The organism is Microbispora sp. ZYX-F-249 (assembly GCF_039649665.1).
Taxonomy (GTDB): Bacteria; Actinomycetota; Actinomycetes; order Streptosporangiales; family Streptosporangiaceae; genus Microbispora; species Microbispora maris.
The window spans coordinates 115784-139631 of sequence record NZ_JBDJAW010000012.1 but is presented as its reverse complement, the minus strand read 5'-3'; the positions used below and the strand labels follow the sequence as shown (position 1 = coordinate 139631).

Sequence of the window (23848 nt, the reverse complement as noted above, 5' to 3'; positions counted from 1 at the left end):
GTTTCCTCGCACGCGCCGCGAGGTTTCCCGTCCGTTACCGAGATCGCACAGCCACGAGGGCCCGGGGGAGGTGTGCGACGATCGTCGGGTGAGTGCCCGTTCCGACCTGCCCATTTCCGACCCGCCCAGTTCCAGGGGGACCGGCTCCGGCGTACGAAGGGTCGGCAGGCCGCGGGCCGTCGCGCGCCCGCGCAGCGACCTGAGCCCGCGCGAGGAGATCCTCACCGCGGCGGCGGCATTGTTCACCACGCACGGCTACGCCGCGACCTCGACGAGGGCGATGGCCGAGCGGGCCGGGATCAGGCAGGCGTCGATCTACCACTACTTCGACGGCAAGGAGGACATCCTCGCCGAACTGCTGGAGAGCACGGTGCGGCCCTCGCTGGAGGCCGCCCGCGCCCTGACCGGTGCCACGCCGGAGGAGCGGCTGTGGCAGCTGTGCCACTGCGACGCCGGGCTGTTGTGCTCCGGCCCGCACAACCTGGGCGCGCTCTATCTCCTGCCCGAGGTGCGCACCGAGCGGTTCGCCGGCTTCCGGCGCATGCGCGGCGAGCTCAAGGACACCTACGGGCGGCTGCTGGCCGCCACCTCCGCCGGTGCGGCGCTGACGCCCGCCGAACGGGCGCTGCGCACCGACCTGCTGTTCGCGCTGATCGAGGGCGTCATCCTGATCCGCAGGGACACCACGGGCGCGATGGCGGCCGGCGTCCTGGAAACGCTGGCCGCCGCCACCGCCGACGCGGCGCTACGCCTGGCCGGTGTTGCCGACGGGGATCTGCCCGACCTGCGGAAGAAGGGCGGCGGGCCGGCGTAGCCGCCGGTAGAGCGCGCCGAGAGCCACGACCGCCGCAAGGAAGAGCAGCGTGAACCACTGGAAGAACCAGTGGCCGGTGATCGGGGCGTACACTTCGGCCCTCGGCCAGGCCAGGTTGACCGCCATCGCCAGGCCGTAACAAAGGGCCAGCGCGTTCACCGGCAGGCCCCAGCGGCCCATGCTGAACAGCCGGCTGCCGTCCTCGGCGACCCCGGCCGGCGCCCCGCCCCGCCAGCCGCCGCGCAGGCGCTGGACCAGCAGGGGGCCCGTCACCATCGCGTACGCCAGGTAGAGCAGCACGATGCAGGTGGTGCCGATGGCCAGGAACGCCTCGGGAGAGGCGAAGTTGAGCAGCAGGACGGCCCCGGCGGCCACTCCGGTGACCAGCGCGGGCCCGGTCGGCATGCCGGTGCGGGGCGAGACCCTGGACAGCGCGGCGGAAAACGGCATCACCCCGTCGCGCGCCATGGAGAACAGCATCCTGGTGGCGGCGGTCTGGATCGCCATGGTCGCCACGGTGATCGCCAGCACCACGTCGGCCAGCAGCAGCTTGCCCACCCAGTCGCCCAGGCTGCTGGTGAGCACGTAGGACAGGCCCTCGGCGGCCAGCCTTCCGTCGGTCAGGCTGGGCGCGGCGAGCAGACCGGCGAACACGATGAGCCCGCCGAGCAGCCCAGCCGCCGTGAGCGCGGTCAGGATGGTGCGCGGGGCGACCCGCCGGGGGCTGCGGGTCTCCTCGCTCAGCTCGCCCGCGCTGTCGAACCCGATGAGGACGTAGGCGGCGGTGAACGAGCCGACCAGCAGCGCGCCGACGGCCCCGCCGTGCCCGCCGGTGCTGAACGTGACGCCGGGGCCGTGCTCGGCGTGGGTGAACAGCAGCACCACGATGAGCACCGCGCCGATGATCTCGGCGGTGACGCCGATGCTGTTGATCCGGGCGAGAACGCGGTTGTCGACGGCGTTCACGGTCGTGGTGAGCGCGAGCAGGACGAGGCCGAGGACGGCGGCGTTGGCCGCCCCGGTGGCGGTGGTGGGCGCGGGGTCGCCGCCGACGAGCTGGAAGCCCGGCCAGATCGCGGGCAGCACGACCTGCAGGGCGAGCGCCGCGGCGGCGATCACGACGATCTGCCCGAGGATCATGATCCATCCGGCGAACCAGCCGAACGCCGCCGTGCTGAGCCGGCTGGACCACTGGTAGATGGCGCCGGAGATGGGGTAGCGGGCGGCGAGTTCGGCGAAGCAGAGGGCGACCATGATCTGCCCGGCCAGCACGACGGGCCAGGTCCAGAAGAAGGCCGGGCCGCCGGAGGCGTACCCGAAGGCGAAGAACTGGAAGACCGTGGTCAGCACGGAGATGAAGGAGAATCCGGCGGCGAACGAGGCGTACCTGCCCATGCTGCGGTGCAGCTCCTGGCGGTAGCCGAACGTCTGCAGGGCGCTCTCGTCGGTGGGGGGCGAGGGAGGGACGGTGACGGCCATCGTGGCTCCGGGAGCTGGGGGGATTTCTGTCGGTTGACAGATATGTACGGGGCCGTCGTTTCCCCGTCGTCACGGGCGCGTTCATCCGCCGTAACGCATCCCTCACCGCTGGCCCGGCCGGCAGGACCCCGGCCGACGGTTCACAAGCCTGGAGCACCCGGTTGGTCCGCCCATGGTGCTGCGACGCCTTGCCGAGTAAAATTGGGACAAGCGTACAGTTTTTGTTCGGAGAGGTTCCCCCATGGCCTGGCTCCTGCTCGTCGGCGCGATCGCCTCGGAGGTCCTGGCCACCTCCGCGCTCAAACTCAGCGACGGCTTCAGCCGCTGGGGCTGGACCGTCGTGGTCGCCGTCGGCTACATCGCCTCGTTCGTCCTGCTGGCCTGGGCGCTCAAGCTCCGCATGCCCGTCGGGATCGCGTACGCGGTCTGGGCGGGCACCGGGACCGCCGCGATCGCGCTGATCGGCGCCATGTTCCTCGGCGAGCACATGAACCTCGTCAAGGCCGCCGGCATCGCACTGATCATCGCCGGGGTCGCCGTGCTCAACCTGTCCGGCGCGCACTGACCGTCACCCCCGCGGCGCACCCTCCGCTGTCACCGGGCTTGTCACCGGGCTTGTCGCCGTGCCTGTCGCCGTGCCTGTCACCGGGCCGAACCGGCGCCGGTACTCCACCGGCGTGAGCCCGATCTTGCGGCGCATCAGCGTGCGCAGGTTGGCGGCCGTGCCCAGGCCGCTGCGCCGCGCGACCGTCTCGAAGCGCGACTCTCCCCGCTCGATGAGCCGGCACGCCAGGGCGAGCCGTTCCCCGGTCAGCCACGCCAGCGGCGTGGTGCCCAGCTCCGCCCGGAAGCGGCGATGCAGCGTCGCCGCGCTGACCGAGGCGCGAGCCGCGAGGTCGGACACCGTGAGCGGGGCGTCCAGCCGCTCCTGCGCCCAGGCCAGGACGGGCGCCAGCGACTCGTCCGGCACGGCGGGCACCGGCCGCTCCACGAACTGCCGCTGCCCGCCGTCGCGGTGCGCGGCGAACACGAGCCGGCGGCTCACCGAGTTCGCGACCTCCGCGCCGTGGTCGCGGCGGACGATGTACAGCCCGAGGTCGAGCGCGGCGGCGCTCCCCGCGGAGGTCAGGATGTCACCGTCGTCCACGAACAGCACGTCCGTCTCGAGCCGTACGGCGGGGAATCGGGCCCGGAAGGAAGCCGCCCACTGCCAGTGCGCGGTGGCCCTGCGCCCGTCGAGGATCCCCGCCTCGGCCAACGTGAAAGCGCCGCTGCAGAAGCCGACCAGGCGGGCGCCGCGCGCGTGCGCCCGCCGGATCGCGTCCAGCACGGCGGGGCGGCGCGGCACCTCGACGTCGGGACGGTTGGGGACGATCACCGTGTCCGCCGACTCGGCCGCCTCCAGGCCGGCGACGCCCGCGAGCGTGAAGAACCCGTCGCGCATCAGCGTGCGCGGCTCGGGGGAACACAGCCGGAAGTCGTACAGGTCGCGCCCGAGCTCGGGCCTGCGCAGGCCGAACACCTCGGTCGCGCAGCCCAGCTCGAAGGGGTTGGAGTTCTCGTCCACGATCAGGACGACCCGGTGCGGGCCGGCTCCGCGCGTGTCGTGCGAGGATCCTTGCGCCATGCGCTATTCCTAGCACTCACGCCGGTCGTGCCGCAGGGGCCAGGATGCACTCGTGAGCAACGAACCCATCGCCCTCGGCGAGGCCCTGGCCTCCTTCGACGCCCTGTGGAGCCCGCGCATCGTCACCCGCGTCAACGACTACGACGTACGCGTCGCCAAGGTGGAAGGCGAGCACGTCTGGCACGTCCACGACCACACCGACGAGTTCTTCCTCGTGCTCGGCGGGGAGCTGTTCATCTCCGTCCGGGAGCCAGGCGGCGAGCGCACGGTCCGGCTGCCCCGGGGGTCGGTGTTCACCGTGCCCCGGGGCACCGAGCACAGGCCGTCGGCTCCCACCGGAGCCGCGATCCTCATGTTCGAGCCCACCGGGACGTCCACGGTCGGCGACCGCCACGCCGAGATCCCCGGCCACGTCGACGCGACGACCGGCCACGCGCTCGGCTCCTGAGGGCGGGACGGCGTGCGTTCGGCGCCGGCGTCTTCGGCCGCCCGGCCCGCCCCGAGCAGGGCATGATTTGTCAGGAACGATCTGAGGGTGATCCGGCACGGCTCACCGGCCGGCGGGGGAGCCCCCGACGATCCAGGGGAGGATCACGGCGTGCCCGATCAGGACCGGCCCGTACCCGTACCGGCGGCGGCCCCCGCACGTGGCGTGGCCGTGCGGGCGCTCACCGCCCCGCGGCCGCGGCGTCCGCAGGAGCGTGCCGTACGCCGCCGGGAGGCGCTGCTGGACGCGGCCGTCGACCTGCTCGGCGACGGCGGGTTCGCCGCCGTGACCCACCGCGCCGTCGCCCGCCGGGCCGGCCTTCCCCTCGCCGCCACCTCCTACTACTTCAGCAGCCGCGACCAGCTGCTGGCCGAGGCGTTCGCCCTGCTCGTCGAGCGCGAACTCGCCCGCATGCGGGAGTCGGTGGACCGCCTCCACGGCCGTACGGCGCCCGCGGTCGCCGAGACGCTCACCGGCGTGTACGCCTCCGACCGGCTGCGCCAGCTCGGCCTGTGGGAGCTGTACCTGCAGGCGGGCCGCGATCCGGCGTTGCAGGCCATCGCCCGCGCCTGGACCGACGGCTGCGACGGCGTCGTCGCCGGGGTGCTGGAGCGCGCCGGCTACCCCTGCGGGCCGGCGGAGGTCCGCTTCGTCGCCGGCCTGCTGTCGGGACTGTGGGTCGAAGACGTCGTCGAGGCCCGCCCCGACTCCAGGGACCGGGCCAGGGAGGCGGTGGCCCGCGCGCTCGCCGCGCTCGGACCGCCCGCTAGGGTCGGCCCATGATCTTCCATCTCGCGCTGGCCGCCGACTGGGACGCGGCCGTCACGGCGGGCGAATACCGCGTCTCGACCCTCGGCCGGACCCTGGCGGAGGAGGGCTACATCCACGCCTCCGCCGACCTGACCCAGGCGCGAGGGGTCGCGAACCGCTACTACGCCGGCGTCGCCGAGCCCCTGGTGCTGCTGGAGATCGACGAGGACCGGCTCGGCTGCCCGGTCAGGCTGGAGGTGCCCGAGGGGAGCAAGGAGGCGTTTCCCCACATCTACGGGCCGATCCCGGTGGCCGCCGTCACGGCCGTCACGCCTTTCTCCCGCTGAGCGTCCGATTCGTTCAAGACGGCCGACCGGCCCGCCCCCTAGCGTGGCCGCCATGGCACCTTCGTTCGATCTCATCGGCCTGGTCGTCACCGACATGGCCGCCTCCCTGTCCTTCTACCGCCGGCTCGGACTGGACATCCCGCCCTCGGCCGACACCGAGCCCCACGTGGAGGTGACCCTGCCCGGCGGGCTGCGCCTCGCGTGGGACACCGCCGGCACCGTCCGCTCGTTCGACCCCTCCTGGTCACCCGCGAGCGGCGGGCCGCGCATGGGGCTCGCCTTCCGCTGCGACGGCCCCGAGGAGGTCGACCGCCTGTACGCGGAGCTGGTCGAGGCCGGATACGAGGGACACCTGCCGCCGTGGGACGCGTTCTGGGGGCAGCGCTACGCGTCGGTGCACGACCCGGACGGCAACGGCGTGGACCTGTTCGCCGCCCTGCCCACCGCCCTGCCCGCCACCTGACCCGCCCCGCTCGCGGGCCCACCACGCCCGCCGGGCTCCTCCTGATCGGCGGCGGCCGTGCGGCCTATCCAGGCAGCAGACTGACCATGATGAGGAGCACGGCGACCGTGCTCAACACAGCGGACAGACGGATGACCCCGGCTGAGGGCCGGGCCATGCACCGTCGGCCCGGCCTCGTAGGGCGCGGGCGGCGCGGCGCGTCGCCCGCGCTGCCCGGTCCTGACCGGTCCCGGCGGAGGCCGGCCGCCCGCGGCCATGGTCATCGCCGGTCGTCCGCCCCGTCGTGGGTGTCACCGGTCCCGGGCGGCGGAACCCCTGGCGGGACCGCTGGCGGGAGCACTGTCAGCGCGGCGGTCAGCGCCGCGCCCCCGAGCACCGCCAACGCGACCCGGGCTCCGGCGGTTCCCGGTCCTCCCGCGGCGTACAGGGCAAGGGTGACGACGGCGATGCCCAGCGCGGTCCCGACACCGCGTGACATGTTGATCAATCCTCCGGCAGTCGCCGACAACCGTGTCGGAACGGCGGCCATGACGGCGGCGTTGTTGGCCGGGACGAACACGCCGAGACCGGCACCCAGCAAGGTCAGGTGAACGGCCAGCGGACCGGGAGCGGTGGGCGCGATCGCCGCCAGCCCGACCGCTGCGGCGACCGCCGCGGCCCCGGCCAGGCAGCGCGGCCGATTCCCCCAACGGTGCGGCAACAGGTGATCGGCCGCGAGCGCGGCCAGTGCGAACCCCGCCGGCAGTGCGCTGAGCACCAGCCCTGCGTGTGGCTCGCTCAGACCGGCGGCGAGCAGCACCTGCGGGATGAGCACCAGCGGGCCGAATAGGACGAGGTACCCGCACATCGCGCCGGCCAGCCCCAGCGCCACCACGCGTCTGCCCACCATGGCGGGATCGAGGAGAGGGGCGGCCGCGTGCCGTTCCCTGGCTCGCAAGGCCAGCGCGGACGCCGCGGCGACGGCCAGCAGAGCGACGACCGCCCACATCGGCCATTCCATTCCGGACGCCGCCGAGACGGCCAGCAGCAGGCCCGATGTCGCGCATGCGAGCAGCACCAGGCCGGCCAGATCGAAGGCGCGGCCGTGTGCCCGCTCGCGGGTGCGAGGAAGCAGATAGCGTCCGGCGAGCACGGCCACCAGCCCGACCGGCACGTTGATCCAGAAGACCCAGCGCCAGCCGGCCATGGCGACGATCAGTCCGCCCACCAGCGGGCCGATGGCCAATCCCAGCGACTGGGCGGCGGCTTGGACCCCCAGCGCCGCCCTCGCTCGATGCCGGGGGACACTGGTCACCACCAGAGCCACGCTGTTGGCTTGCAACATCGCCGCCCCCACCGCCTGCGCCACCCGGCAGGCCACGAGGACGGGCAGCGACGGCGCGAACCCGCATGCCGCCGACGCGACGGTGAAGACGACGAACCCGTACAGGTAGACCAGCTTGCGCCCCGCGACGTCGGCCAGGCGACCCGCACCCGCCAGCAAGGCGACCACGGTGAGCAGATAGGCCAGCGCCACCCACTGCACCGCCGCCAGCGGCGCATGGAACCCGCGCTGAAGAGCCGGGAAGATCAACGTGACGATGCTCGCGTCCAACTGCCCCATGAACGCACCGACGCACACCGCCGCCACCGCGAACCAGGGCGCGTGCCGGTGCCCCCGCACACGGGCCGGACGCGCCCTCTCCCTCAGCAGCCGGGCCATACCCGCTCAGCGCTCCCGGTGCCGGACACCTGGTGACCGCCGAGACAGACCGCAGCCGTCGCCGGAACGGAGAGGACAGGTCGACGAGTTGCGTGTCACAGCGAGACCCCCGAATCCGGCTGGTCGACACGGCGCCCCCGCACACGGGTTCCACCGGCCCCCTCATCACCTGTCGCGGAAGGCTGGGCAACCTGGCGTCTGTCTCGGGCAGTACTTGGAGTCTACTCTCGCCACCCGGCATCCCCCCTGGTCAGCGGCATCACGCTGCCGGGTCCGCCCCCGGGGCCGGGGTGACGCTCAGCGGGCCAGCGCGCCGAGCGTCACCCCGGTCAGCGACTTCACCTCGCGCGACAGGTGGGCCTGGTCGGCGTACCCGGCCACGGCGGCCACCGTGGCGAACGGGGCGCCCTGGCGGGCCAGGTCCACCGCCCGGTTCATCCGCAGGATCCGGCCGAGCGTGCGCGGCCCGTACCCGAACGCGTCCAGGCACCGGCGGTGCAGCCGCCGTTCGCCGACTCCGGCGTCGGCGGCGATCCGCGCCACCGGAAGGCCCGCCCGCACGCCGTCCACGACGGCGCCGACGAGACCGGCGTCGGCGGGACGCGGCGCGGCGTGGAGCCGGCGCGCCGCCGCCTCCTCCAGGACCGCGCCAAGGAACATGTCCGGCGACGGGTGCCGGCCGGCGGCCTCGCCCGCCCGCTCGGTCAGCCGCCGTACCTCGGCGCCGGGCCACAGGTCGGCCAGCGGCACCCGCCGGTCGCGCAACTCGTGCGCCGGGACGCCGAGAACCACCGGGCCGGTGCCGGGGCCGAAGCGCAGCCCCACATAGCGGACGCCGGGCCGGTCGCGCACCACGTGCGCGCCGGTGTCCGGGCCCGCCACCAGCAGCGCCCCGTCCGCCCAGATCACGTCCATGCACCCGTCCGGCAGCACTCGCCGCTCGCCGGTCGCCGAGCCCGGGGCGGTGCTCCACCACAGCACCGCCCCCGGCACCCGCGAGGCCCTCTCCCCGTACATGCCCGGCATTATCCCGCCCGGGTGCCGACGAGCCCCATCTCATAGGCGGTGATCACGAGCTGGACCCGGTCCCTGGCATCGAGCTTGGTGAGCAGCCGTGACACGTGCGCCTTGACGGTGGCCACCGTGATGAACAGGTCCTGCGCGATCTCGGTGTTCGACCGGCCGCGTCCCACCAGGGTCAGCACCTCCCGTTCCCGCTCGGTGATGCCCTCGATCGGTCGTCGGGGACGCTCCTTGGCGGCTCCGGGGCGCCCGGCGAACTCCGCGATCAGGCGGCGCGTCACACTCGGCGCGATCAGCGCGTCGCCGGCGGCGACCACCCGGATCGCCGCGAGGATGTCATCCAGCGCCATGTCCTTGACCACGAAACCGCTCGCGCCGGCCCGCAGCGCGCCGTAGACGTGGTCGTCCTCGTCGAAGGTGGTCAGGACGAGGACGCGGGACGTCGCCGGACCGGCCGTGATCCGCCGGGTGGCCTCGATCCCGTCCATGCCGGGCATCCTGATGTCCATCACGACGACGTCGGGGCCGAGGTCGCCGACGAGCCTCACCGCCTCGGAGCCCGTGGCGGCCTCACCCACGACCTCCAGGTCGGGATGGTCGGCGATGAGCACACGCAGCCCGGACCGCACCAGCGGCTGGTCGTCGGCGAGCAGGATCCGGACGGTCATCGGGCCTCCACCGCGGCGTGGGAAGGGTCGGGCAGCGGCAGCCGGGCCGCCACCCGGAAGCCGCCCTCGGGGCGCGGCCCCGCGCTGAGATGGCCGTTGACCAGGGCGGCCCGCTCCCGCATGCCCACGATGCCGAAACCGTGCGGCGGCACGTTCCCCGTGACACCGCAGCCGTCGTCGACGACCTCCACCGACAGGTCCTCATCCCCGTAGTCGATGGACACCCGGCAGTAGCCGGTGCCCGCGTGACGGACCACGTTCGTCAGCGCCTCCTGCACGATGCGGTAGGCGGCCAGATCGATGTCGGCGGGCACAGGCCGTCGCCGTCCACTGCGGCGCACGTCGACGCGTACCCCCGCGTCCGCGGTCGCCGCCGCCAGCCGGCCGACGTCCGCCAGGCCCGGCGCGGGCGCCAGCGATGACTGCGCCGAGGCGGTCTCGCCCCCGTCGGCCTGACGCAGCGCCACAAGCGTGCGCCGAAGGCTCGACAGGGTCTGTCTGCTGGTGGCCTCGATGGTGCGCAGCGCCTCCTGGGCCTGCGCGGGCTGGGTCTGGATGACACGGCTGCCCACACCGGCCTGGATGGCGATGATGCCGATGCTGTGCGCGACCATGTCGTGCAGCTCCCGGGCGATCCGCAGCCGTTCCGCGGTCACGGCCTCGGCCACCTCCTGCGTACGCAGCGCCGCCGCGTGCTCGCGGCGCTCACGGCTCAGCAGACCGGCCATGCACGACGCGGCCATCGCCAGGACGGCGATCACGCCGTCGCCGGTCAGGTCGTCGCCGTGCGCGAAGCCACCGATCACCAGGAACTGCACGGTGAACGACACGGCCACGGCGGCGATCGAGGCCCGGCGCGCGCAGGTGGCGACGACGAAGCCGAGGACGAGGTCCACCGCCAGATAGGACAGGAACCGGCCCTGATAGGCCGCCAGCCGCTCATCGACGGGGCCCTGGGCGCCCACCACCACGGCGGTGGATCCGAACAGCGCCAGTGCCAGCGCCAGCAGCGGCATCCGCCGCACCACGCCGGCGAGCAGGGTCACGGCGAGCAGGGCGCCGGCGGCGTGGACCATGCCCGGCGCCCGCGGCGCTCCCCCCACCAGCAGACCCACCATGAGGAGGTAGGAGGCGCCCCCGGCCCAGGCCATGGCCTTCGTTCTCGTCATCGGCGGCGTGCCCTTCCTCGGGCAAGGCCGCGGCATGCGACGCGCGCAGGCGATGGGCCGGCCGTTACGGGATCCATGCCGGGAGACTAACCGGCGGCCGCTCACGCGGCGTCGGCCCGGGGACGTACGCCCACGGGCCGATCCGCGCCGCGCGCTCGCCGCCCACGGCCTCATGCCCGGGCGGGGGTCCTGTCGGCAGTGTGGGCTCCGTCTCGTCGGGCTGGGCCTGGGGGTTCTGCTCAGGCACGGCGCCACGGCCATGATCGCTGGCGTTCTCGTCCTGCTGATACTGCCCCCCATGTTCTCCGAGAGCGATCGCTGGCCGGCGGACATCAACCATGCGATGGTGCCGGCCGCGTGGAAGCGCCGCGTCCAGACCTGGGAGCCGGATCCCGGATCGCTGGGGTGCACCGCCACGGTGGCCGCTCCTGCATCGTGTACGCGCTCTGGCCGCCCGCCGGGCAAAGGCGTCACCCTGCCCCGGTGGCCTTGGCCATGACGTACTTGCGCAGGCCGGGGTCGTGCGGATGAAGTTCGTACTCGCCCGTGTCACGGAATCCGAGCCGCCGGTAGAGGCGTTCGGCGGGACCGTTGCCGGAGATGACCCACAGCTCCACCCGGGGACGTCCCGTCTCCCGCGCCCAGGCCACCACCTCCAGCGCCAGGCGCTCGGCGATCCGCCCGCCTCTGACCTCGGGCCGCACCCACATCCCCGACAGCTCCACGGCCCCGGCCCGATCCGCCGGGACCCGCCCCGCCACCACGCCGACGGGCAGGTCCGCGGCGAACGCGGCCACCTTGACACCCTCCTCGGCCCACGTCCGCCACCGCGCCTCGTCGTAGGCGCGTTCCTCTTCCGGGTCCCCGTGGAAGACGCCGGGCGCGTCGGCGAGTGCCGCCAGCCGGAGCTCGCGCCAGGTACGCCAGTCCGCGCCGCCGAGACGGCGGATGACAACCCGATCCATGCTCGCGATTCTCCGCTCTTCCCCGGGTGATCCTCCTTCTGCCATGGTCGAGATCCGGAACGGCCCGGACAACCGGTCCGGGCGGGATCGCCCGCACGCCGAGAGGACAGGAATGAGCATTCGCGTGGGTGGCGTGGTCATCGACGCCAACGACCTCGACGGCCTCGCCGGATTCTGGAGCCGGCTTCTGGAACGGGACGTCACCCGCCGCGAGGACGACTGGATCAGTCTCGGCACCGGCCTGGCCCTGCAACGGGTCCCCGAGCCCGGAACCGCGAAGAACCGCATCCACCTGGACCTGGTCACCGACGACTTTCCCGGCGCGGTCGCCCGCGCCGCCGCGCTCGGAGCCACCCCCGTGGGGGAGATGCACGAGAACCTCTGGCAGGTCTGGCGAGACCCCGAAGGCAACGAGTTCTGCATCTGCGTGTCCTGAACGGCAGCCCCGGGGCGTGCCCTAACGGCCGCGCCGGACCCGGGCCTCGTCCCACATCGGCTCGGCGCTTTCGTACACCGTTCCGTCGGCGCCGAAGACGAGGAAGCGATCGAAGTCGGCGGCGAACCAGCGGTCGTGCGTGACGGCCAGGACCGTGCCGGAAAAGGACGCCAGCCCCTGCTGCAGGGCCTCGGCACTGGCGAGGTCGAGGTTGTCGGTCGGCTCGTCGAGCAGCAGCAGCGTCGCACCGGACAGCTCCAGCAGCAGGATCTGCAGCCGTGCCTGCTGCCCGCCGGACAGGGTCTCGAACCGCTGCTCGGCGGCCGGCGCGAGCTCATAACGGGCCAGTGCCGCCATCGCGTCGTTCAGCGTGAGCGCGTGCCCGGCTGTCACCAGTTCGGCGGGGGTGCGGCCGTGCAGGTCGGGCCGGGCGTGGGTCTGCACGAAGTGGCCGGGCACCACCCGGGCGCCCAGCCGTACGGAACCGCTGTGGCGCACCGTGGCGACGGCGCCGCCGCCGGCCTCGGCCAGCAGCCGCAGGAAGTGGGACTTGCCCGAGCCGTTCGACCCGACGACGCCGACGCGCTCGCCGTACCAGATCTCCAGGTCGAACGGCCGCATCAGCCCGGTGAGCTCCACGCCCTCGCAGACGACCGCCCGCTTGCCGGTCCGGCCGCCGCGCAGCCGCATCCGGACGTTCTGCCGCCTCGGCGGACGCTCGGGCGGGCCCGCCTCCTCGAACCGCTCCAGCCGGGTGCGGGCGGCCCGGTAGGCCGAGGCCACCGCGTCGTTGCCGGCCGCCGTCTGCCGCAGGGTCTGCACCAGGCGCCGGAGCTTGGCGTGCTCCTCGTCCCAGCGGCGCCGCCGCTCCCGCAGCCGGTCGATGCGGTCGCGGCGGCCCTGGGCGTAGGTGGCGAAGCCGGCGCCGTGCACCCACACACCGCGCGACTCCACCGTGACGATGCGGTCCGCGGCCTCGGCGAGCAACCGCCGGTCGTGGGAGACCAGCAGCACCGTCTTGGGCGTGGCACGCAGCCGGCCCTCCAGCCACTGCTTGGCGGGCACGTCCAGGTAGTTGTCCGGTTCGTCCAGCAGCAGCACCTGGTCCGGGCCGCGCAGCAGCGCCTCCAGCACGACACGCTTCTGCTCCCCGCCCGACAGCGAGCCCACCGGCCGTCGCCGGACCACGTCGTACGGCAGGCCGAGCGCCGACGTCGCGCAGGTGTCCCAGACCACCTCCATGTCATAACCCCCGGCGTCGGCGTAGTCGCTGATCGCCTGCGCGTAGGCCAGTTGTGCCGCCTCGCTCTCACCCGCCGCCAACGCCGACTCCGCCCGCCGCAGGGCCGCCGCCGCGGCCCGGACCCGCTCGGGGGCGACCGACAGCAGCAGGTCGTGCACGGTGCGCTCGTCGCGGACGCCGCCGATGAACTGCCTCATCACGCCGAGCCCGCCCGAATGAACCACCCGGCCGTCGTCCGGGCGCAGGTCCCCGCTGATGAGCCGCAGCAGGGTCGTCTTGCCCGCGCCGTTCGGCCCCACCAGCCCGGCCTTGACTCCGTCGCCGACCCGGAAGGACACCTCGTGCAGGAGCAGCCGTCCGTGCGGCAGCACGTAGGTGAGCCGGTCCACCTCCACGTGTCCCGCCATCGTCGTCCCCTACCGCCTCTCCGGATCGGCGTTCCGGCCACCGGATCATTGGTCCGGTAGCCGATCACCATACTAGACTCGCTCCCGGCGACGAGGAGGACGCGAAGTGGCGGGGAAAGGCTCGGGATCGGCCGGAGAGGTGTGGCTGCGGCCGCCCACGCGGGCGGCGCGTGAGGCGCCGCCGCTCAGCCGGGACCGGATCGTCGAGGAGGCCGTCGCCCTCCTGGACGAGGAGGGCGCCGACCGGCTGACCATGCGGCGGCTCGCCGAACGCCTCGGCACCGGTTCGACGACGCTGTACTGGCACCTGAAGACGAAGGACGACGTCCTCGACCTCGCCCTCGACGCGATCTTCGCGGCGGTCGAGATCCCCGGGGAGGCCGGCCGAGGCTGGCGCGCCGACGTCACCGCCCTGATCACCGGGTGGCGCGCCGTCCTCCTGGACCACCCCTGGTCCGCGGCGCTGCTGGGCCGCCCCATGCTCGGTCCCAACGTGCTCGCCCGCAGCGAGTTCCTGTACGCCACCCTCGTGCGGGCCGGGGTCGCCGAACCCCACCTGACCGCCGCGGCGTACGGGCTGTCCAACTATGTCATCGGGTCCGCGCTCATGCAGACGACCTGGACGGCGCGGGGCGAGCACGCCGCGGGACAGGCCGCCCGGGATCTCTTCCGCGCCAAGAGCGGCGACTATCCCGTTCTCGCCGCCCATGGCCCCCTGGTCGCCGACGGCGACTGGGACACCAGCTTCACCATCGGCCTCGACTGGCTCCTGGACGGAATCCAGGCCGGCGCGGCTCCCATCACGTCCCGGCAGGAGTAGAACCGGGCCGGGACGGCTCGGCGTGACAGGCGCCCGAGGCGCGGAAGGGCTCGGCCAGTTGCGCAGATAGCCGGTGGGGTAGCCCGGTTTGGCGGCCATGCCGAGCAGCTCGGAGGAGAACCGGCGGGCGGGGTCGTAGGAGAAGGTGCCGAGCAGGTGGTCCCAGACGAGGGTGAACAGGCCGAAGTTGACATCCCCGACGCCGGCCCACTTGAGGTGGTGGAAGCGATGCCCCTCGTTCAACGCCAGCACATACCTGGCCGCTCCGACGCGGTAGTCGACGTTGGAATGCTGCAGCAGCAACTGGACCGCCACGGCGAGCGCCAGCACGGAGGCCACCTCGACGGGCAGGCCGATCAGCAACAACGGGGCGACCCCGGCGGTCGTCTCCACCGTCTGATGCACAGGGTGCTTCATCAGCCCGTTCAAGCCGTAGAACCGTCTCACCGAGTGGTGGACGGCGTGGAAGCGCCACAGCACGCCGACCTTGTGACTGGCGTAGTGCACCAGGGTGATCCCCAGATCGGCGACCAGCACGGCGGCCGTCACCTGCACGACGAAGGGCCAGGAACGCGGCCACAGCCCGACGACGGTGACGTGGGCGGCCAGCAGCGGGACGGCCGCCACACCGACGAGCAGCAGGCTCTCGTTGACGAAGGCGTGGACGGCGTCGCGCCGCCCGTCCCCGGACAGCGGGGCGTTCCAGGCGTCCTCGTACGGCAGCAGGCGTTCGGCGGCGAACGAGCAGCCGACCGCCAGGAGCAGCAGGCCGAGCAGCCAGAGCTCGGCGGCGCCGGCCGCGGCCAGGGCGACGCCGGCGCCGTCGACGCCGACGAGCATGAACGGCACGTAGCCGTAGCGGATCACGGCCTGAACGGCCGGGTCCACGGTGCGGTTGTTGGTGCGGCTGATGGTGCGATGCATGCCGTCCAGGCTGGGGGAGACGCGGCCCGGCGGGCTTGGACGGATCCGCCGGCCTCGCTCAGGGCGCGGGCGGGGACAGGGCGGCGAGCAGGTGGGAGGGGGCCAGCCCGAACATCTCCCGGGTGACGCGGGTCAGGTGGGAGCTGTCGGCGAAGCCGGCCCCGTGCGCGGCCTGGGTGAGGCTCGCCCCGCCGGCCACCAGTTCCACGGCGCGGCGCAGCCGGGCCCAGCGCAGGTACGGAGGGAACGGCAGGGCGAGCTCGGCGGAGAAAAGGTGGCCCAGGCGGCTGGCCGAGATCCCGGCCGCGGCGGCCAGGTCGGTGAGCCGGACCGGGCCGTGCAGCAGCCCCGGCAGCACCCGCAGGGCGTGGCGCAGCGCCGGGTGCCGCGCGCCGGCGGGCGCGCTCCAGCCGCGGACCAGCGCGGCCGGGTCGGGCGCCGCGCCGGGGACCGCGGGCGGGAGCAGGGCGCGGGCGGCGGCCGCCCACCCATCGAGCCGGTCACGGTCCGGGCCGCTCAGGCAGGCGGTCAGGCGGCGGCCGGCGCCGCCGGCGGGGTCGAGATAGATCATGGTGGCGCGCGCGCCCGGCCCGGCGTGCAGGGCGTGCCGGACGCGGGCGGGGATGATCGCGGCCCGCACCGGGCCGCGGGCCCGATGAGGGTCGGTCAGCTCCATCACGCCGTCGGTGACGATCAGGACCTGCACGGCGGCGTGGGCGTGCGGCTCGGTGGCGCCCGCCACGCCGGTGTAGGCCAGCCAGCCGGGCCGCAGCAGGGTCGTGCCGTGCCACCCGCCGTCCGCGATCGCCGGATCGGGGCCGTCGCCGCCCGCCGCGGCAGGGCTGCGGCGGCCCGGTCCGGTGCGGTGGTCAGCCCGCGCCATGCGGAGCCGGCGCCGCGCGGGCGAGCAGCCCGTCGACGAGCGCGCGCAGGCCCTGGGGGTAGGTGTCCCGCGCCGCGAGCGCGGGCCATTGGTCGCCGATGGCGGCCAGGTGCGGCACCCGGGACGCGTCGAGGCCGCTGAACAGGGCCTCACGGTGGCGCTCGTCGACGACCGGCCGGCGGGCGGAGTGGGCGCGGACGAGGATCTCCCCGACGGTGTAGTACCAGATGCCGCGGAACAGGTCGACGGCCTGCACGGACGTGCATCCGTGGTCGTGGGCCCCGGCCACGATGGCCTCGACCATCCACAGCGCCGACTCGTCCAGCAGGCCGACGAAACCGTCGGAGGTGAGGACCTCCGCCGCCCACGGCCAGGCCGCCAGGGCGTCGTGCAGGGCGATGGCGGCCGCGACGATGCGCTCGCGCGGCTCGGCGGGCAGCAGGGGGCGTTCGAGCTGGTCGACGTAGTGATTCAGCAGCAGGACCAGCAGGTCGTCCTTGTCCCGGATGTGGTGATAGAGGGTCGTCGCCCCGATGCCGAGCTCGGCGGCCAGCCTCCGGATCGTCAGCTTCTCCCAGCCGTCCCGGTCGATCAGCCGGCGGGCCGCCGCCACGATCTGCGTACGGGAGGTCAGGGGTGGCCGGCCGGTGCGGCCGTGCGCTGCGGGCGGTCGGGGCATTGCCCCATCATGCCGTTCCGCCGTGCCCGGTCGCCAAGCAGAGCGCCGGTTCCGCCCATGGGGGTTTCCCGCGGCCGGTCCGGATGCTACTTTCGGAACATGTTCCGAAAGTCTGCCGGCGCACGGAGAACGGAGCCCGTGATGACGCACAGCCCGACCGCCCGGCCAGGACGCACCCTCACCGCGGTGGCCGTCGTGCAGTTCATGGTGTCGCTGGACCTGTCGGTCGTGAACGTCGGACTCCCGCAGATCGCCGCCGGCCTCGGCTTCAGCGCAGTCGGACTGACCTGGGTGATCCACGCCTACGCCCTCACCTTCGGCGGGCTGCTCCTGCTGGGCGGCAAGGCCGCCGACCGGTACGGCCGCAGACGCGTCCTGCTGCTCGGCCTCACCCTGTTCGGCCTCGCCTCCCTGTCCGGCGGCTTCGCCCAGGAACCCGGCCACCTCGTCGCCGCCCGGGCGGCACAGGGCATCGGGGCCGCCGCGCTGGCCCCGGCCGCACTCGCGCTGCTCACCGCGACGTTCCCCGCCGGCAGGGCCCGCATCCGGGCCTTCGGCGTATGGAGCGCCATGAACGCCGCCGGAGGCGCCCTCGGCGTCCTCATCGGCGGCCTGCTCACCGAGTACGCCGGCTGGCGCTGGGTCATGTTCGTCAACGTGCCGATGGCCGCGTGCGCACTGGCCCTGACCTGGCGAGCCGACCCCGGCCCGCCCCCCGCCCGCGGCGGCCGCCCCGACGTGCTCGGCGCCGTCCTGGCCACCGCCGGCATGACCCTGCTGGTGTTCGGCATCGTCCGCACCGACCACTACTCGTGGACCTCACCGGTCACCCTGACCACCCTCGGGGTCGCCGCCGCCCTGCTGACCTCCTTCCTCCACGTCGAACGCACCACCACCCGCGAACCGCTGATCCGGCTCGGCCTGTTCGCCAACCGCTCGGTCACCGGCGCGAACGCCTACAACCTCCTGGTCGGCGCGGCCATGGCCTCCGCCTTCTACTTCGTGTCCCTCTACCTCCAGCGCGTCCTCCACACCGGGCCCGCGCTGACCGGGGTCATGTTCCTGCCGTTCGCCCTCGGAGTGGTCGCCGGCTCCGCGCTCGCCGTCAAACTCGGCTACCGCCTGGCCCCCCGCACCCTCCTGGTCATCGGCGGGCTCCTCACCGCGGCCGGGTTCGCCTGGTTCGGCCTCATCGGCCCCGACGGGACCTTCACCACCGACGTCCTGGGACCCTCCATCGTCGCCAGCGTCGGCTTCGGGCTCTGCCTCGCACCGGTCGTCTCCACCGCCACCGCCGACGTCGCACCCCACGAGACCGGCACCGCATCAGGCCTGCTCAACAGCTCACGCCAGATCGGCGCCTCACTCGGACTCGCCGCCCTCGGCACCATCGCCTACAACCGCACCGGCCCGACCGGCACACCCGCGGCCCTCAGCGACGGATACGCCCTCGGCCTGACCCTCGGCGCCGCGCTCCTGCTCGCCGCCGTCCTCATCGCCCTCACCGTCCTGCGCCGCACCAGCCCACCGGCACAGGCCGAGCACACCGCAGACCCCGGCCTGACGCCCGCCCGGGACTGACCGGGACAGACCGGCGGGGGACCGGAGGTCCGGCCGCGCTCACGGGATCGGGGACCGCACGACCGGCGGGCCGCTCGCCGCCGCGGCGAAACGACCGGCCAGCCGCGCGAAGGCATCCCTGAGCTCGGCCGGACCGACCACCTCGATGTCGGCGTCGAACCTGCCGATATCGGCGGCCAGACCCGCCCACGACCACGACCCCAGCACGAGCCGGCACCGGTCCGGACCGAGTTCCTCCACCACCCCGTCACGCGCGTACAGGGACACCGAGGCGGCCGGCAGCCCGAGGATCACCTCGCCCCGGCAGGGCCACTCGCCGGAGCCGCCCGAGCCCCGGAACATCGCGGACACGAAGGCCGCCACATCACCCCCGGGCAGCTCACGCGGGGCGAACCGCGGCCCGGTGGGGGAACGCGGCGTGATCCGATCGGCCCGGAAGGTCCGCCAGTCCTCCCGGTCGAGGTCCCAGGCGACGAGATACCAGCGCCCGCCCCGGGCCACCAGATGATGAGGCTCCACCCGGCGCGGCACACCGCCGTCGTCCACCCCCGCCCGGGGCGCGTAGTCGAAACGCAGCACCTCACCGGCATGGACGGCGGCGCCGAGCGCCATCAGCACGCTCCCGTCGACCCGTACGTCCGGCCGCTCGACAGCGGTGACCTGGAAAATGTCGATGCGATGGCGCAGCCGCGCGGGCATGACCTGCCGGACGGTGTTCAGCGCCCGCGCCGCGTCCTCCCCGATGCCGGCGCCGGTCGTGGCGGCCGTCTGAAGGGCCACGGCGAGGGCCACGGCCTGGTCGTCGTCGAACAGCAGCGGAGGCATCCGCGAACCGGCCTCGAGCCGATAGCCGCCGTCGGGCCCCTTGAAGGTCGTGATCGGATAACCGAGCTCCCGCAGACGGTCGACGTCACGGCGGACCGTGCGCGCACTGACCCGCAACCGCCCGGCCAGCTCCTCACCCGGCCACTGACGACGGGTCTGCAGCAGCGACAGAAGCGCGAGCAGCCGCGCGGACGTCTTCGGCACAAGACCCATCCTGCAGCAGTAGAGGACACACCCCGTCCGCTACCCATGGAAACGTGAGGTCATCGACGCCGGCCGAGGCCGAACCCGCGGCAGCGACGCATACCCGGCCGCTCCCGGCGCATGTCCGAGTGATCCAAGGCGAGGAGCCACCATGCCCATCACCACCACGACCCACCTGAACTTCCGCGGCGACGCCCACGCGGCCCTCGGCTTCTACCACTCCGTCTTCGGCGGCGACGTCGTCGCCGTCACCTACAAGGACGCGGGCGCCGTACAGAATCCGGACGAGGCCGACTGGGTGATGTGGGGCCAGGTCACCGCGGACAACGGCTTCCGCGTCATGGCCTACGACGTCCCCTCCCACACCCCCTGGAACCCCGGCGAGAACGCCGTCTTCGTCTCCGTACGCGGCGACGACACCGACGAGATCACCGCCCTCTGGGACCGACTGACCGTCGGCTCGACCATTATGCGCCCACTGGAGCCCGCGCAGTGGGCACCGCTCTACGGCATGGCCAAGGACCGCTTCGGCGTCGTCTGGGTCCTCGACGTCGCGGCACCGGCCGACGACCGAACCCCGGCCTGACAACCATGACGATCCTCGACAGCCGCGCACTGAACCGCGCCACGCTCGCCCGGCAGTTCCTGCTCGACCGCACCGGCACACCGGTCCTCGACGTCGTCGCGCACCTGGGCGGCCTGCAGGCACAGGAACCCCAGGAACCGTTCGTCGGGCTGTGGTCCCGCATACGCGCCTTCCACCCCACGGCCCTGGACGACCTGCTGACCGGACGCCACGTGGTACGCACCCACCTGATGCGCCGCACCGTCCACCTCGTCACCGCCGACGACGCACTGGCCTGGCGCACCCGGCACGACACCATGCTGCGCCAGCGGGTGCTGACCACCTACCGCCGCGAACTCGCCGGGCTCGATCCGGACGAGGTGGCGGCGGCCGGCCGGGAGGTCATGGCCGACGGACGGCCCCGCACGATGTCCGAACTCGTCGACGCGCTCGCCGCCCGCTGGCCCGCGCCACCGCGCCGGGCACTGGGCGAACTGCTCGTCGCCGCGCTCATCCCGATGGCCCAGCTGCCCCCGCGCGGACTGTGGCGCACCAAAGCAGGGGTACGCAACCTCCCCCTCGCCACATGGCTGGGACGCGACGTCGCCCCGATGCCTGCGGACGGACCCGACCAGATCGGCCAGGCGCTGGTCCGCCGCTACCTGGCCGCGTACGGGCCCGCCTCGTCCGCCGACCTGCGCGCCTGGTGCGGCCTGGCCGGGCTGCCCCCCGCGGTGCAAGCCATACGCGGAGAACTCCTCACCTTCCGCGACGAACGCGGCCGGCAACTGCTCGACCTGCCCGGCGCGCCGCGCCCCGACCCCGACACCCCCGCGCCCGTGCGCTTCCTCCCGGCGTTCGACAACGCGATCCTCGGCTACCACGACCGCAGCCGCATCGTCGACGACGCCCACCGCGGCCTGTCGGTCGCCGGCGCCCGCGCCGTCCTGGTCGACGGCCGGGTCGCCGCGACCTGGAACGCCACGGCCGGCGCCGTCGTCGTCACCCCGCTGCGCCGCCTGTCCCGATCCGACCGCGCCGCCGTGACCGAGGAGGGGCGGTCACTGGCGTCATTCCTGACGGACGGCGACAGCGACCGCGTACGGATCGACCCGTCACCCGCCTGAGCGCGAGACACCGCCGCGGGGGCGGGGGAGTCTCGCCCTCAGTCACACAGGACCCGGGTCAGGCGCCGGGAGGCGAACCAGACCCCCACCCCCGCCAGCGCCACCAGGTAGGCCGCGTGCCCCAGCAGCCCCCACCCCGGCACACCCAGGCACAGGCCACGCACCAGCTCCACCGCGTGATACAGCGGCGTGACCTGGACCAGCACCTCGACCGCCGCCGGATAATCCCGCACGGGAGAGAACGTCCCGGAGAACAGGAACAACGCGAACTGCCCCGTCCCCATCAGGTCGAAATCCTGCCAGCCCCGCATCAGCGTGCTGACCGCCATCCCCAGCCCGCCGAAGGCCAGGCCCACCAGCACCGTCGCCGGAAACGCGGCCAACGCCCAGCCGGGCTCCGTCAGCCCCATCGCGACCATCACGACCAGGAAGATCCCGGTGTAGAGCGAACCCCGCACGATCGCCCAGACCAGCTCGCCGACCGCGATCTCGATGGGCCGCACCGGCGTCGCCAGCACCGCCTCGAACGTCTTCATGTACTTCAACTTGAAGAAAAAGTTGAACGTGGTCTCGGCCAGCGCCCCCGACATCGCCGACACCGCCAGCATCGCCGGCGCGACGAACGCCGCGTACGGCATGGTCCGCCCGTCCACCGTCAGGTCGCCGACCAGCGCACCGACCCCGACACCGATCGACAGCAGATACAACAGCGGCTCGAAAAAGCCCGACACCAGGACGATCCAGTACGACGGCCCGGAACGCAGCGCCCCCACGTTGCGGCCGATGACGGCGCCCACCCGGCCGGGGGAGACCCGGGACGCCACCAGCGCGGTCACCATCAGTCCTCCAACCTCCGCCGGAACGCCCGCACCGCCAGGAAGAACCCCACCACCGCCCACGCCAGCAGATACCCGGCATGCACCACGACCGGCCAGGCCGGGGCCGTGCCGAGCGTCGCCGCCCGGCACAACTCCACCGCATGCCACAACGGCGAGGCGTACGCCAGCGGGCGCAGCACCGCCGTGAGCTGCTCAAGCGGGAAGAACACCCCGGCGAACAACGTCGAGGGGATCACCACGAACCGGAACAGCAGAGAGAAGTAACTGTCATGCTCGATCGTGGCGGCGAACGCCGTCACCGGCGCCGCCACCGACACCGTCAGCACCGCGCACACCAGCGGAGTGACCAGCGCCCACGGCGAATGCAGCCCGCCGAAGAACAGCACCACGGTCAGGAAGGCCACGACCGCGATCGTCACCCGCAGCACCAGGTAGAGCAGATGACCCCGGACCATGTCCGCCGGCCCCACCGGCGTCGCCCGCATCGCGTGATACGCCCGGACCCACTTGAAGTCCCCCAGAACCGAATAGGTCGACTCACCCACCGCGATCTGGAAGGCCGTCGACGCGAGCACGCCCGGCGCGATGAACGACGGGTACTCGACCCCCTGCACCTTGCCGACATAACCGCCCACACCGATGCCGATGCTCAGCAGGAACAGCACCGGCAGCACGAACGAGGAGAACACCGACGCCTGCCACAACCGCCGGTACAACGTCAGGTGCCGCTCCAGCACCGCGACCGTCGGATGCACCCCAAGGCTCACGGCCATCTCAGTCCACCAACGTCCGGCCCGTCAGGTGGAGGAACACATCCTCCAGCGTCGACCGCCGCACCAGCACGCTCGACGGTTCCAGCCCCCGCCGCTGGATCTCGCCCAACGCGGCGTCGCCGTCGTCCACATAGACCAGCACCCGGTCGGGCAGCGGATCCACCCGCTTGCCGACCCCCTCCAGCGCCGCCGCATGCCGCGCCCCCGACTCGGGCATGCCGGGAAAACGCAGCTCGACCACCTCGGCCGTCGAATAGGTCTCGATCAGCGACCGCGGCGACCCCTCCGCCACGATCCTGCCGCCGTCCATCACCACCAGCCGGTCGCACAACTGCTCGGCCTCGTCCATGTAGTGCGTCGTCAGCACCAGCGTGACGCCCCGCTGCTTCAGCCGGAACAACCGCTCCCACAACAGATGCCGGGCCTGCGGGTCCAGCCCCGTCGTCGGCTCGTCGAGCAGCACGAGATCAGGGTCGTTCACCATCGCCCGCGCGATCGTCAGCCGCCGCTTCATGCCCCCCGACAGCGGCTCCACCTTCCCGCCCGCACGCTCGGCCAGCTGCACGAACTCCAGCAACTCGTCGGCCCGTCTGCGGCTCTCCGCCCGCGACAACCCGAAATAACGGGCGTACGTCACCAGGTTCTCCCGCACCGTCAGGTCGGGATCGAGGTTGTCCAGCTGAGGACACACCCCCAGCCGCGCCCGGATCCGCGGCCCGTCGCGCACCGCGTCCATACCCAGGATCCGCAGCTCCCCAGAGGTCGGCGTGGACACGCAGCCGATCATCCGCATGGTCGAGGACTTACCGGCCCCGTTGGGCCCGAGGAAACCGAACGCCTCACCCGGCGCCACCTCGAGGTCGATCCCGTCGACGGCGGTGAACTTCCCGAAGCGTTTGACCAGGCCGCGCGCGTAGATCATAGGTTGATCAGCCACGATCCGAGACCCTAACCAACGGCCCCGACATTTCCGCAACAGGTTATCCGCGCCGCGAGCCGGGCCCCGTCCCGCCTCCCCGGGCGGCCCCCGAAGATCACAATCCGCCTG

General features: G+C 73.2%; 25 protein-coding genes and 1 pseudogene. 11 read left to right on the top strand and 15 right to left on the bottom strand.

Features of this window, described 5'->3' with window-relative positions; genetic code table 11:
- The first annotated feature begins 88 nt into the window (after window positions 1-88).
- Window positions 89-814 carry a TetR/AcrR family transcriptional regulator gene (locus tag AAH991_RS16910; protein WP_346226782.1) on the top strand — a complete coding sequence of 242 codons (726 nt, stop codon included), beginning with the start codon at window positions 89-91 and terminating at the stop codon, window positions 812-814.
- Here AAH991_RS16910 and AAH991_RS16905 read toward each other — a convergent pair.
- Window positions 746-2293: an amino acid permease gene (locus AAH991_RS16905; RefSeq protein WP_346226781.1), complete on the bottom strand. Its 1548-nt coding sequence runs from the start codon at window positions 2291-2293 to the stop codon at window positions 746-748. The genes AAH991_RS16910 and AAH991_RS16905 overlap by 69 nt on opposite strands.
- Before the next feature lie 241 nt (window positions 2294-2534).
- Here AAH991_RS16905 and AAH991_RS16900 point away from each other — a divergent pair, with 241 nt between their 5' ends.
- Window positions 2535-2858 (top strand): DMT family transporter, encoded by a 324-nt coding sequence (locus AAH991_RS16900; RefSeq protein WP_346226780.1) that lies wholly within the window; start codon window positions 2535-2537, stop codon window positions 2856-2858.
- A gap of 3 nt (window positions 2859-2861) precedes the next feature.
- Here the strand turns inward: AAH991_RS16900 and AAH991_RS16895 are convergent, their stop codons facing one another.
- Window positions 2862-3920, bottom strand: coding sequence for a GlxA family transcriptional regulator (locus tag AAH991_RS16895; protein WP_346226779.1), 1059 nt, complete (start codon window positions 3918-3920; stop codon window positions 2862-2864).
- Between the two features lie 52 nt (window positions 3921-3972).
- On the opposite strand from AAH991_RS16895, the gene AAH991_RS16890 reads away from it, so the two are divergent.
- From AAH991_RS16890 to AAH991_RS16875, 4 genes are all read left to right on the top strand, one after another.
- Window positions 3973-4368 (top strand): cupin domain-containing protein, encoded by a 396-nt coding sequence (locus AAH991_RS16890; protein ID WP_346226778.1) that lies wholly within the window; start codon window positions 3973-3975, stop codon window positions 4366-4368.
- A 150-nt stretch (window positions 4369-4518) separates the two neighbouring features.
- Entirely contained in the window at window positions 4519-5190 is a 672-nt protein-coding gene (locus AAH991_RS16885) for a TetR/AcrR family transcriptional regulator (protein WP_346226777.1), read from the top strand.
- Window positions 5187-5504 carry a DUF952 domain-containing protein gene (locus AAH991_RS16880; RefSeq protein WP_346226776.1) on the top strand — a complete coding sequence of 106 codons (318 nt, stop codon included), beginning with the start codon at window positions 5187-5189 and terminating at the stop codon, window positions 5502-5504. Before AAH991_RS16885 ends, AAH991_RS16880 begins: the two co-directional genes overlap by 4 nt.
- Before the next feature lie 52 nt (window positions 5505-5556).
- Window positions 5557-5967, top strand: a complete 411-nt coding sequence (locus AAH991_RS16875) for a VOC family protein (RefSeq protein ID WP_346226775.1) — start codon at window positions 5557-5559, stop codon at window positions 5965-5967.
- A gap of 259 nt (window positions 5968-6226) precedes the next feature.
- On the opposite strand, the gene AAH991_RS16870 is transcribed toward AAH991_RS16875, so the two are convergent.
- The 5 genes from AAH991_RS16870 to AAH991_RS16850 form a co-directional block, all read right to left on the bottom strand.
- On the bottom strand, window positions 6227-7669 hold the full coding sequence (locus AAH991_RS16870) for an MFS transporter (RefSeq protein WP_346226774.1): 1443 nt from the start codon (window positions 7667-7669) through the stop codon (window positions 6227-6229).
- Between the two features lie 297 nt (window positions 7670-7966).
- The gene (locus AAH991_RS16865; protein WP_346226773.1) at window positions 7967-8686 is read right to left on the bottom strand and encodes a helix-turn-helix transcriptional regulator; all 720 of its coding nucleotides are present in this window, start codon (window positions 8684-8686) and stop codon (window positions 7967-7969) included.
- 8 nt (window positions 8687-8694) lie between these two features.
- Window positions 8695-9360, bottom strand: coding sequence for a response regulator (locus tag AAH991_RS16860; protein WP_346226772.1), 666 nt, complete (start codon window positions 9358-9360; stop codon window positions 8695-8697).
- Window positions 9357-10529, bottom strand: a complete 1173-nt coding sequence (locus tag AAH991_RS16855) for a sensor histidine kinase (protein WP_346226771.1) — start codon at window positions 10527-10529, stop codon at window positions 9357-9359. Before AAH991_RS16855 ends, AAH991_RS16860 begins: the two co-directional genes overlap by 4 nt.
- Window positions 10530-10999: 470 nt before the next feature.
- A complete protein-coding gene (locus tag AAH991_RS16850; RefSeq protein WP_346226770.1) occupies window positions 11000-11494 on the bottom strand; it encodes a GNAT family N-acetyltransferase in 495 nt (164 codons plus the stop codon).
- Between the two features lie 112 nt (window positions 11495-11606).
- Here AAH991_RS16850 and AAH991_RS16845 point away from each other — a divergent pair, with 112 nt between their 5' ends.
- Window positions 11607-11930, top strand: a complete 324-nt coding sequence (locus AAH991_RS16845; RefSeq protein WP_346226769.1) for a VOC family protein — start codon at window positions 11607-11609, stop codon at window positions 11928-11930.
- 21 nt (window positions 11931-11951) lie between these two features.
- Here the strand turns inward: AAH991_RS16845 and AAH991_RS16840 are convergent, their stop codons facing one another.
- Window positions 11952-13580, bottom strand: a complete 1629-nt coding sequence (locus AAH991_RS16840) for an ABC-F family ATP-binding cassette domain-containing protein (protein ID WP_346226768.1) — start codon at window positions 13578-13580, stop codon at window positions 11952-11954.
- Between the two features lie 253 nt (window positions 13581-13833).
- Here AAH991_RS16840 and AAH991_RS16835 point away from each other — a divergent pair, with 253 nt between their 5' ends.
- Window positions 13834-14400 (top strand): TetR/AcrR family transcriptional regulator C-terminal domain-containing protein, encoded by a 567-nt coding sequence (locus AAH991_RS16835; protein WP_346226843.1) that lies wholly within the window; start codon window positions 13834-13836, stop codon window positions 14398-14400.
- A 204-nt stretch (window positions 14401-14604) separates the two neighbouring features.
- Here AAH991_RS16835 and AAH991_RS16830 read toward each other — a convergent pair.
- The 3 genes and pseudogenes from AAH991_RS16830 to AAH991_RS16820 form a co-directional block, all read right to left on the bottom strand.
- Window positions 14605-15240, bottom strand: a pseudogene (locus AAH991_RS16830) (sterol desaturase family protein); the annotation flags it as partial.
- Between the two features lie 142 nt (window positions 15241-15382).
- Complete coding sequence (locus AAH991_RS16825; protein ID WP_346226767.1) at window positions 15383-16207, bottom strand: helix-turn-helix transcriptional regulator; 825 nt, start codon at window positions 16205-16207, stop codon at window positions 15383-15385.
- Window positions 16194-16886, bottom strand: coding sequence for a TetR/AcrR family transcriptional regulator (locus tag AAH991_RS16820; protein WP_346226766.1), 693 nt, complete (start codon window positions 16884-16886; stop codon window positions 16194-16196). Before AAH991_RS16820 ends, AAH991_RS16825 begins: the two co-directional genes overlap by 14 nt.
- A 141-nt stretch (window positions 16887-17027) precedes the next feature.
- On the opposite strand from AAH991_RS16820, the gene AAH991_RS16815 reads away from it, so the two are divergent.
- A complete protein-coding gene (locus AAH991_RS16815) occupies window positions 17028-18467 on the top strand; it encodes an MFS transporter (RefSeq protein WP_346226765.1) in 1440 nt (479 codons plus the stop codon).
- A 39-nt stretch (window positions 18468-18506) separates the two neighbouring features.
- Here the strand turns inward: AAH991_RS16815 and AAH991_RS16810 are convergent, their stop codons facing one another.
- A complete protein-coding gene (locus AAH991_RS16810; protein WP_346226764.1) occupies window positions 18507-19496 on the bottom strand; it encodes a helix-turn-helix transcriptional regulator in 990 nt (329 codons plus the stop codon).
- Window positions 19497-19647: 151 nt separating this feature from the next.
- On the opposite strand from AAH991_RS16810, the gene AAH991_RS16805 reads away from it, so the two are divergent.
- On the top strand, window positions 19648-20082 hold the full coding sequence (locus AAH991_RS16805; protein WP_346226763.1) for a VOC family protein: 435 nt from the start codon (window positions 19648-19650) through the stop codon (window positions 20080-20082).
- 5 nt (window positions 20083-20087) lie between these two features.
- Complete coding sequence (locus AAH991_RS16800; RefSeq protein WP_346226762.1) at window positions 20088-21188, top strand: winged helix DNA-binding domain-containing protein; 1101 nt, start codon at window positions 20088-20090, stop codon at window positions 21186-21188.
- A 38-nt stretch (window positions 21189-21226) separates the two neighbouring features.
- On the opposite strand, the gene AAH991_RS16795 is transcribed toward AAH991_RS16800, so the two are convergent.
- The 3 genes from AAH991_RS16795 to AAH991_RS16785 are packed head-to-tail and all read right to left on the bottom strand — an operon-like array spanning window position 21227 to window position 23737.
- Window positions 21227-22027, bottom strand: coding sequence for an ABC transporter permease (locus AAH991_RS16795; RefSeq protein WP_346226761.1), 801 nt, complete (start codon window positions 22025-22027; stop codon window positions 21227-21229).
- Window positions 22027-22794: an ABC transporter permease gene (locus AAH991_RS16790; protein ID WP_346226760.1), complete on the bottom strand. Its 768-nt coding sequence runs from the start codon at window positions 22792-22794 to the stop codon at window positions 22027-22029. Before AAH991_RS16790 ends, AAH991_RS16795 begins: the two co-directional genes overlap by 1 nt.
- 7 nt (window positions 22795-22801) lie before the next feature.
- Window positions 22802-23737, bottom strand: coding sequence for an ABC transporter ATP-binding protein (locus AAH991_RS16785; RefSeq protein WP_346226759.1), 936 nt, complete (start codon window positions 23735-23737; stop codon window positions 22802-22804).
- Window positions 23738-23848: the final 111 nt, after the last annotated feature.

Coding starts and splice junctions, on each gene's coding strand:
- AAH991_RS16905 (WP_346226781.1), bottom strand. CDS start 2,293: ATGGCCGTCACCGTCCCTCCCTCGCCCCCCACCGACGAGAGCGCCCTG.
- AAH991_RS16900 (WP_346226780.1), top strand. CDS start 2,535: ATGGCCTGGCTCCTGCTCGTCGGCGCGATCGCCTCGGAGGTCCTGGCC.
- AAH991_RS16895 (WP_346226779.1), bottom strand. CDS start 3,920: ATGGCGCAAGGATCCTCGCACGACACGCGCGGAGCCGGCCCGCACCGG.
- AAH991_RS16880 (WP_346226776.1), top strand. CDS start 5,187: ATGATCTTCCATCTCGCGCTGGCCGCCGACTGGGACGCGGCCGTCACG.
- AAH991_RS16875 (WP_346226775.1), top strand. CDS start 5,557: ATGGCACCTTCGTTCGATCTCATCGGCCTGGTCGTCACCGACATGGCC.
- AAH991_RS16870 (WP_346226774.1), bottom strand. CDS start 7,669: ATGGCCCGGCTGCTGAGGGAGAGGGCGCGTCCGGCCCGTGTGCGGGGG.
- AAH991_RS16865 (WP_346226773.1), bottom strand. CDS start 8,686: ATGTACGGGGAGAGGGCCTCGCGGGTGCCGGGGGCGGTGCTGTGGTGG.
- AAH991_RS16860 (WP_346226772.1), bottom strand. CDS start 9,360: ATGACCGTCCGGATCCTGCTCGCCGACGACCAGCCGCTGGTGCGGTCC.
- AAH991_RS16855 (WP_346226771.1), bottom strand. CDS start 10,529: ATGACGAGAACGAAGGCCATGGCCTGGGCCGGGGGCGCCTCCTACCTC.
- AAH991_RS16850 (WP_346226770.1), bottom strand. CDS start 11,494: ATGGATCGGGTTGTCATCCGCCGTCTCGGCGGCGCGGACTGGCGTACC.
- AAH991_RS16845 (WP_346226769.1), top strand. CDS start 11,607: ATGAGCATTCGCGTGGGTGGCGTGGTCATCGACGCCAACGACCTCGAC.
- AAH991_RS16840 (WP_346226768.1), bottom strand. CDS start 13,580: ATGGCGGGACACGTGGAGGTGGACCGGCTCACCTACGTGCTGCCGCAC.
- AAH991_RS16835 (WP_346226843.1), top strand. CDS start 13,834: ATGCGGCGGCTCGCCGAACGCCTCGGCACCGGTTCGACGACGCTGTAC.
- AAH991_RS16825 (WP_346226767.1), bottom strand. CDS start 16,207: ATGGCGCGGGCTGACCACCGCACCGGACCGGGCCGCCGCAGCCCTGCC.
- AAH991_RS16820 (WP_346226766.1), bottom strand. CDS start 16,886: ATGCCCCGACCGCCCGCAGCGCACGGCCGCACCGGCCGGCCACCCCTG.
- AAH991_RS16815 (WP_346226765.1), top strand. CDS start 17,028: ATGACGCACAGCCCGACCGCCCGGCCAGGACGCACCCTCACCGCGGTG.
- AAH991_RS16805 (WP_346226763.1), top strand. CDS start 19,648: ATGCCCATCACCACCACGACCCACCTGAACTTCCGCGGCGACGCCCAC.
- AAH991_RS16800 (WP_346226762.1), top strand. CDS start 20,088: ATGACGATCCTCGACAGCCGCGCACTGAACCGCGCCACGCTCGCCCGG.
- AAH991_RS16795 (WP_346226761.1), bottom strand. CDS start 22,027: ATGGTGACCGCGCTGGTGGCGTCCCGGGTCTCCCCCGGCCGGGTGGGC.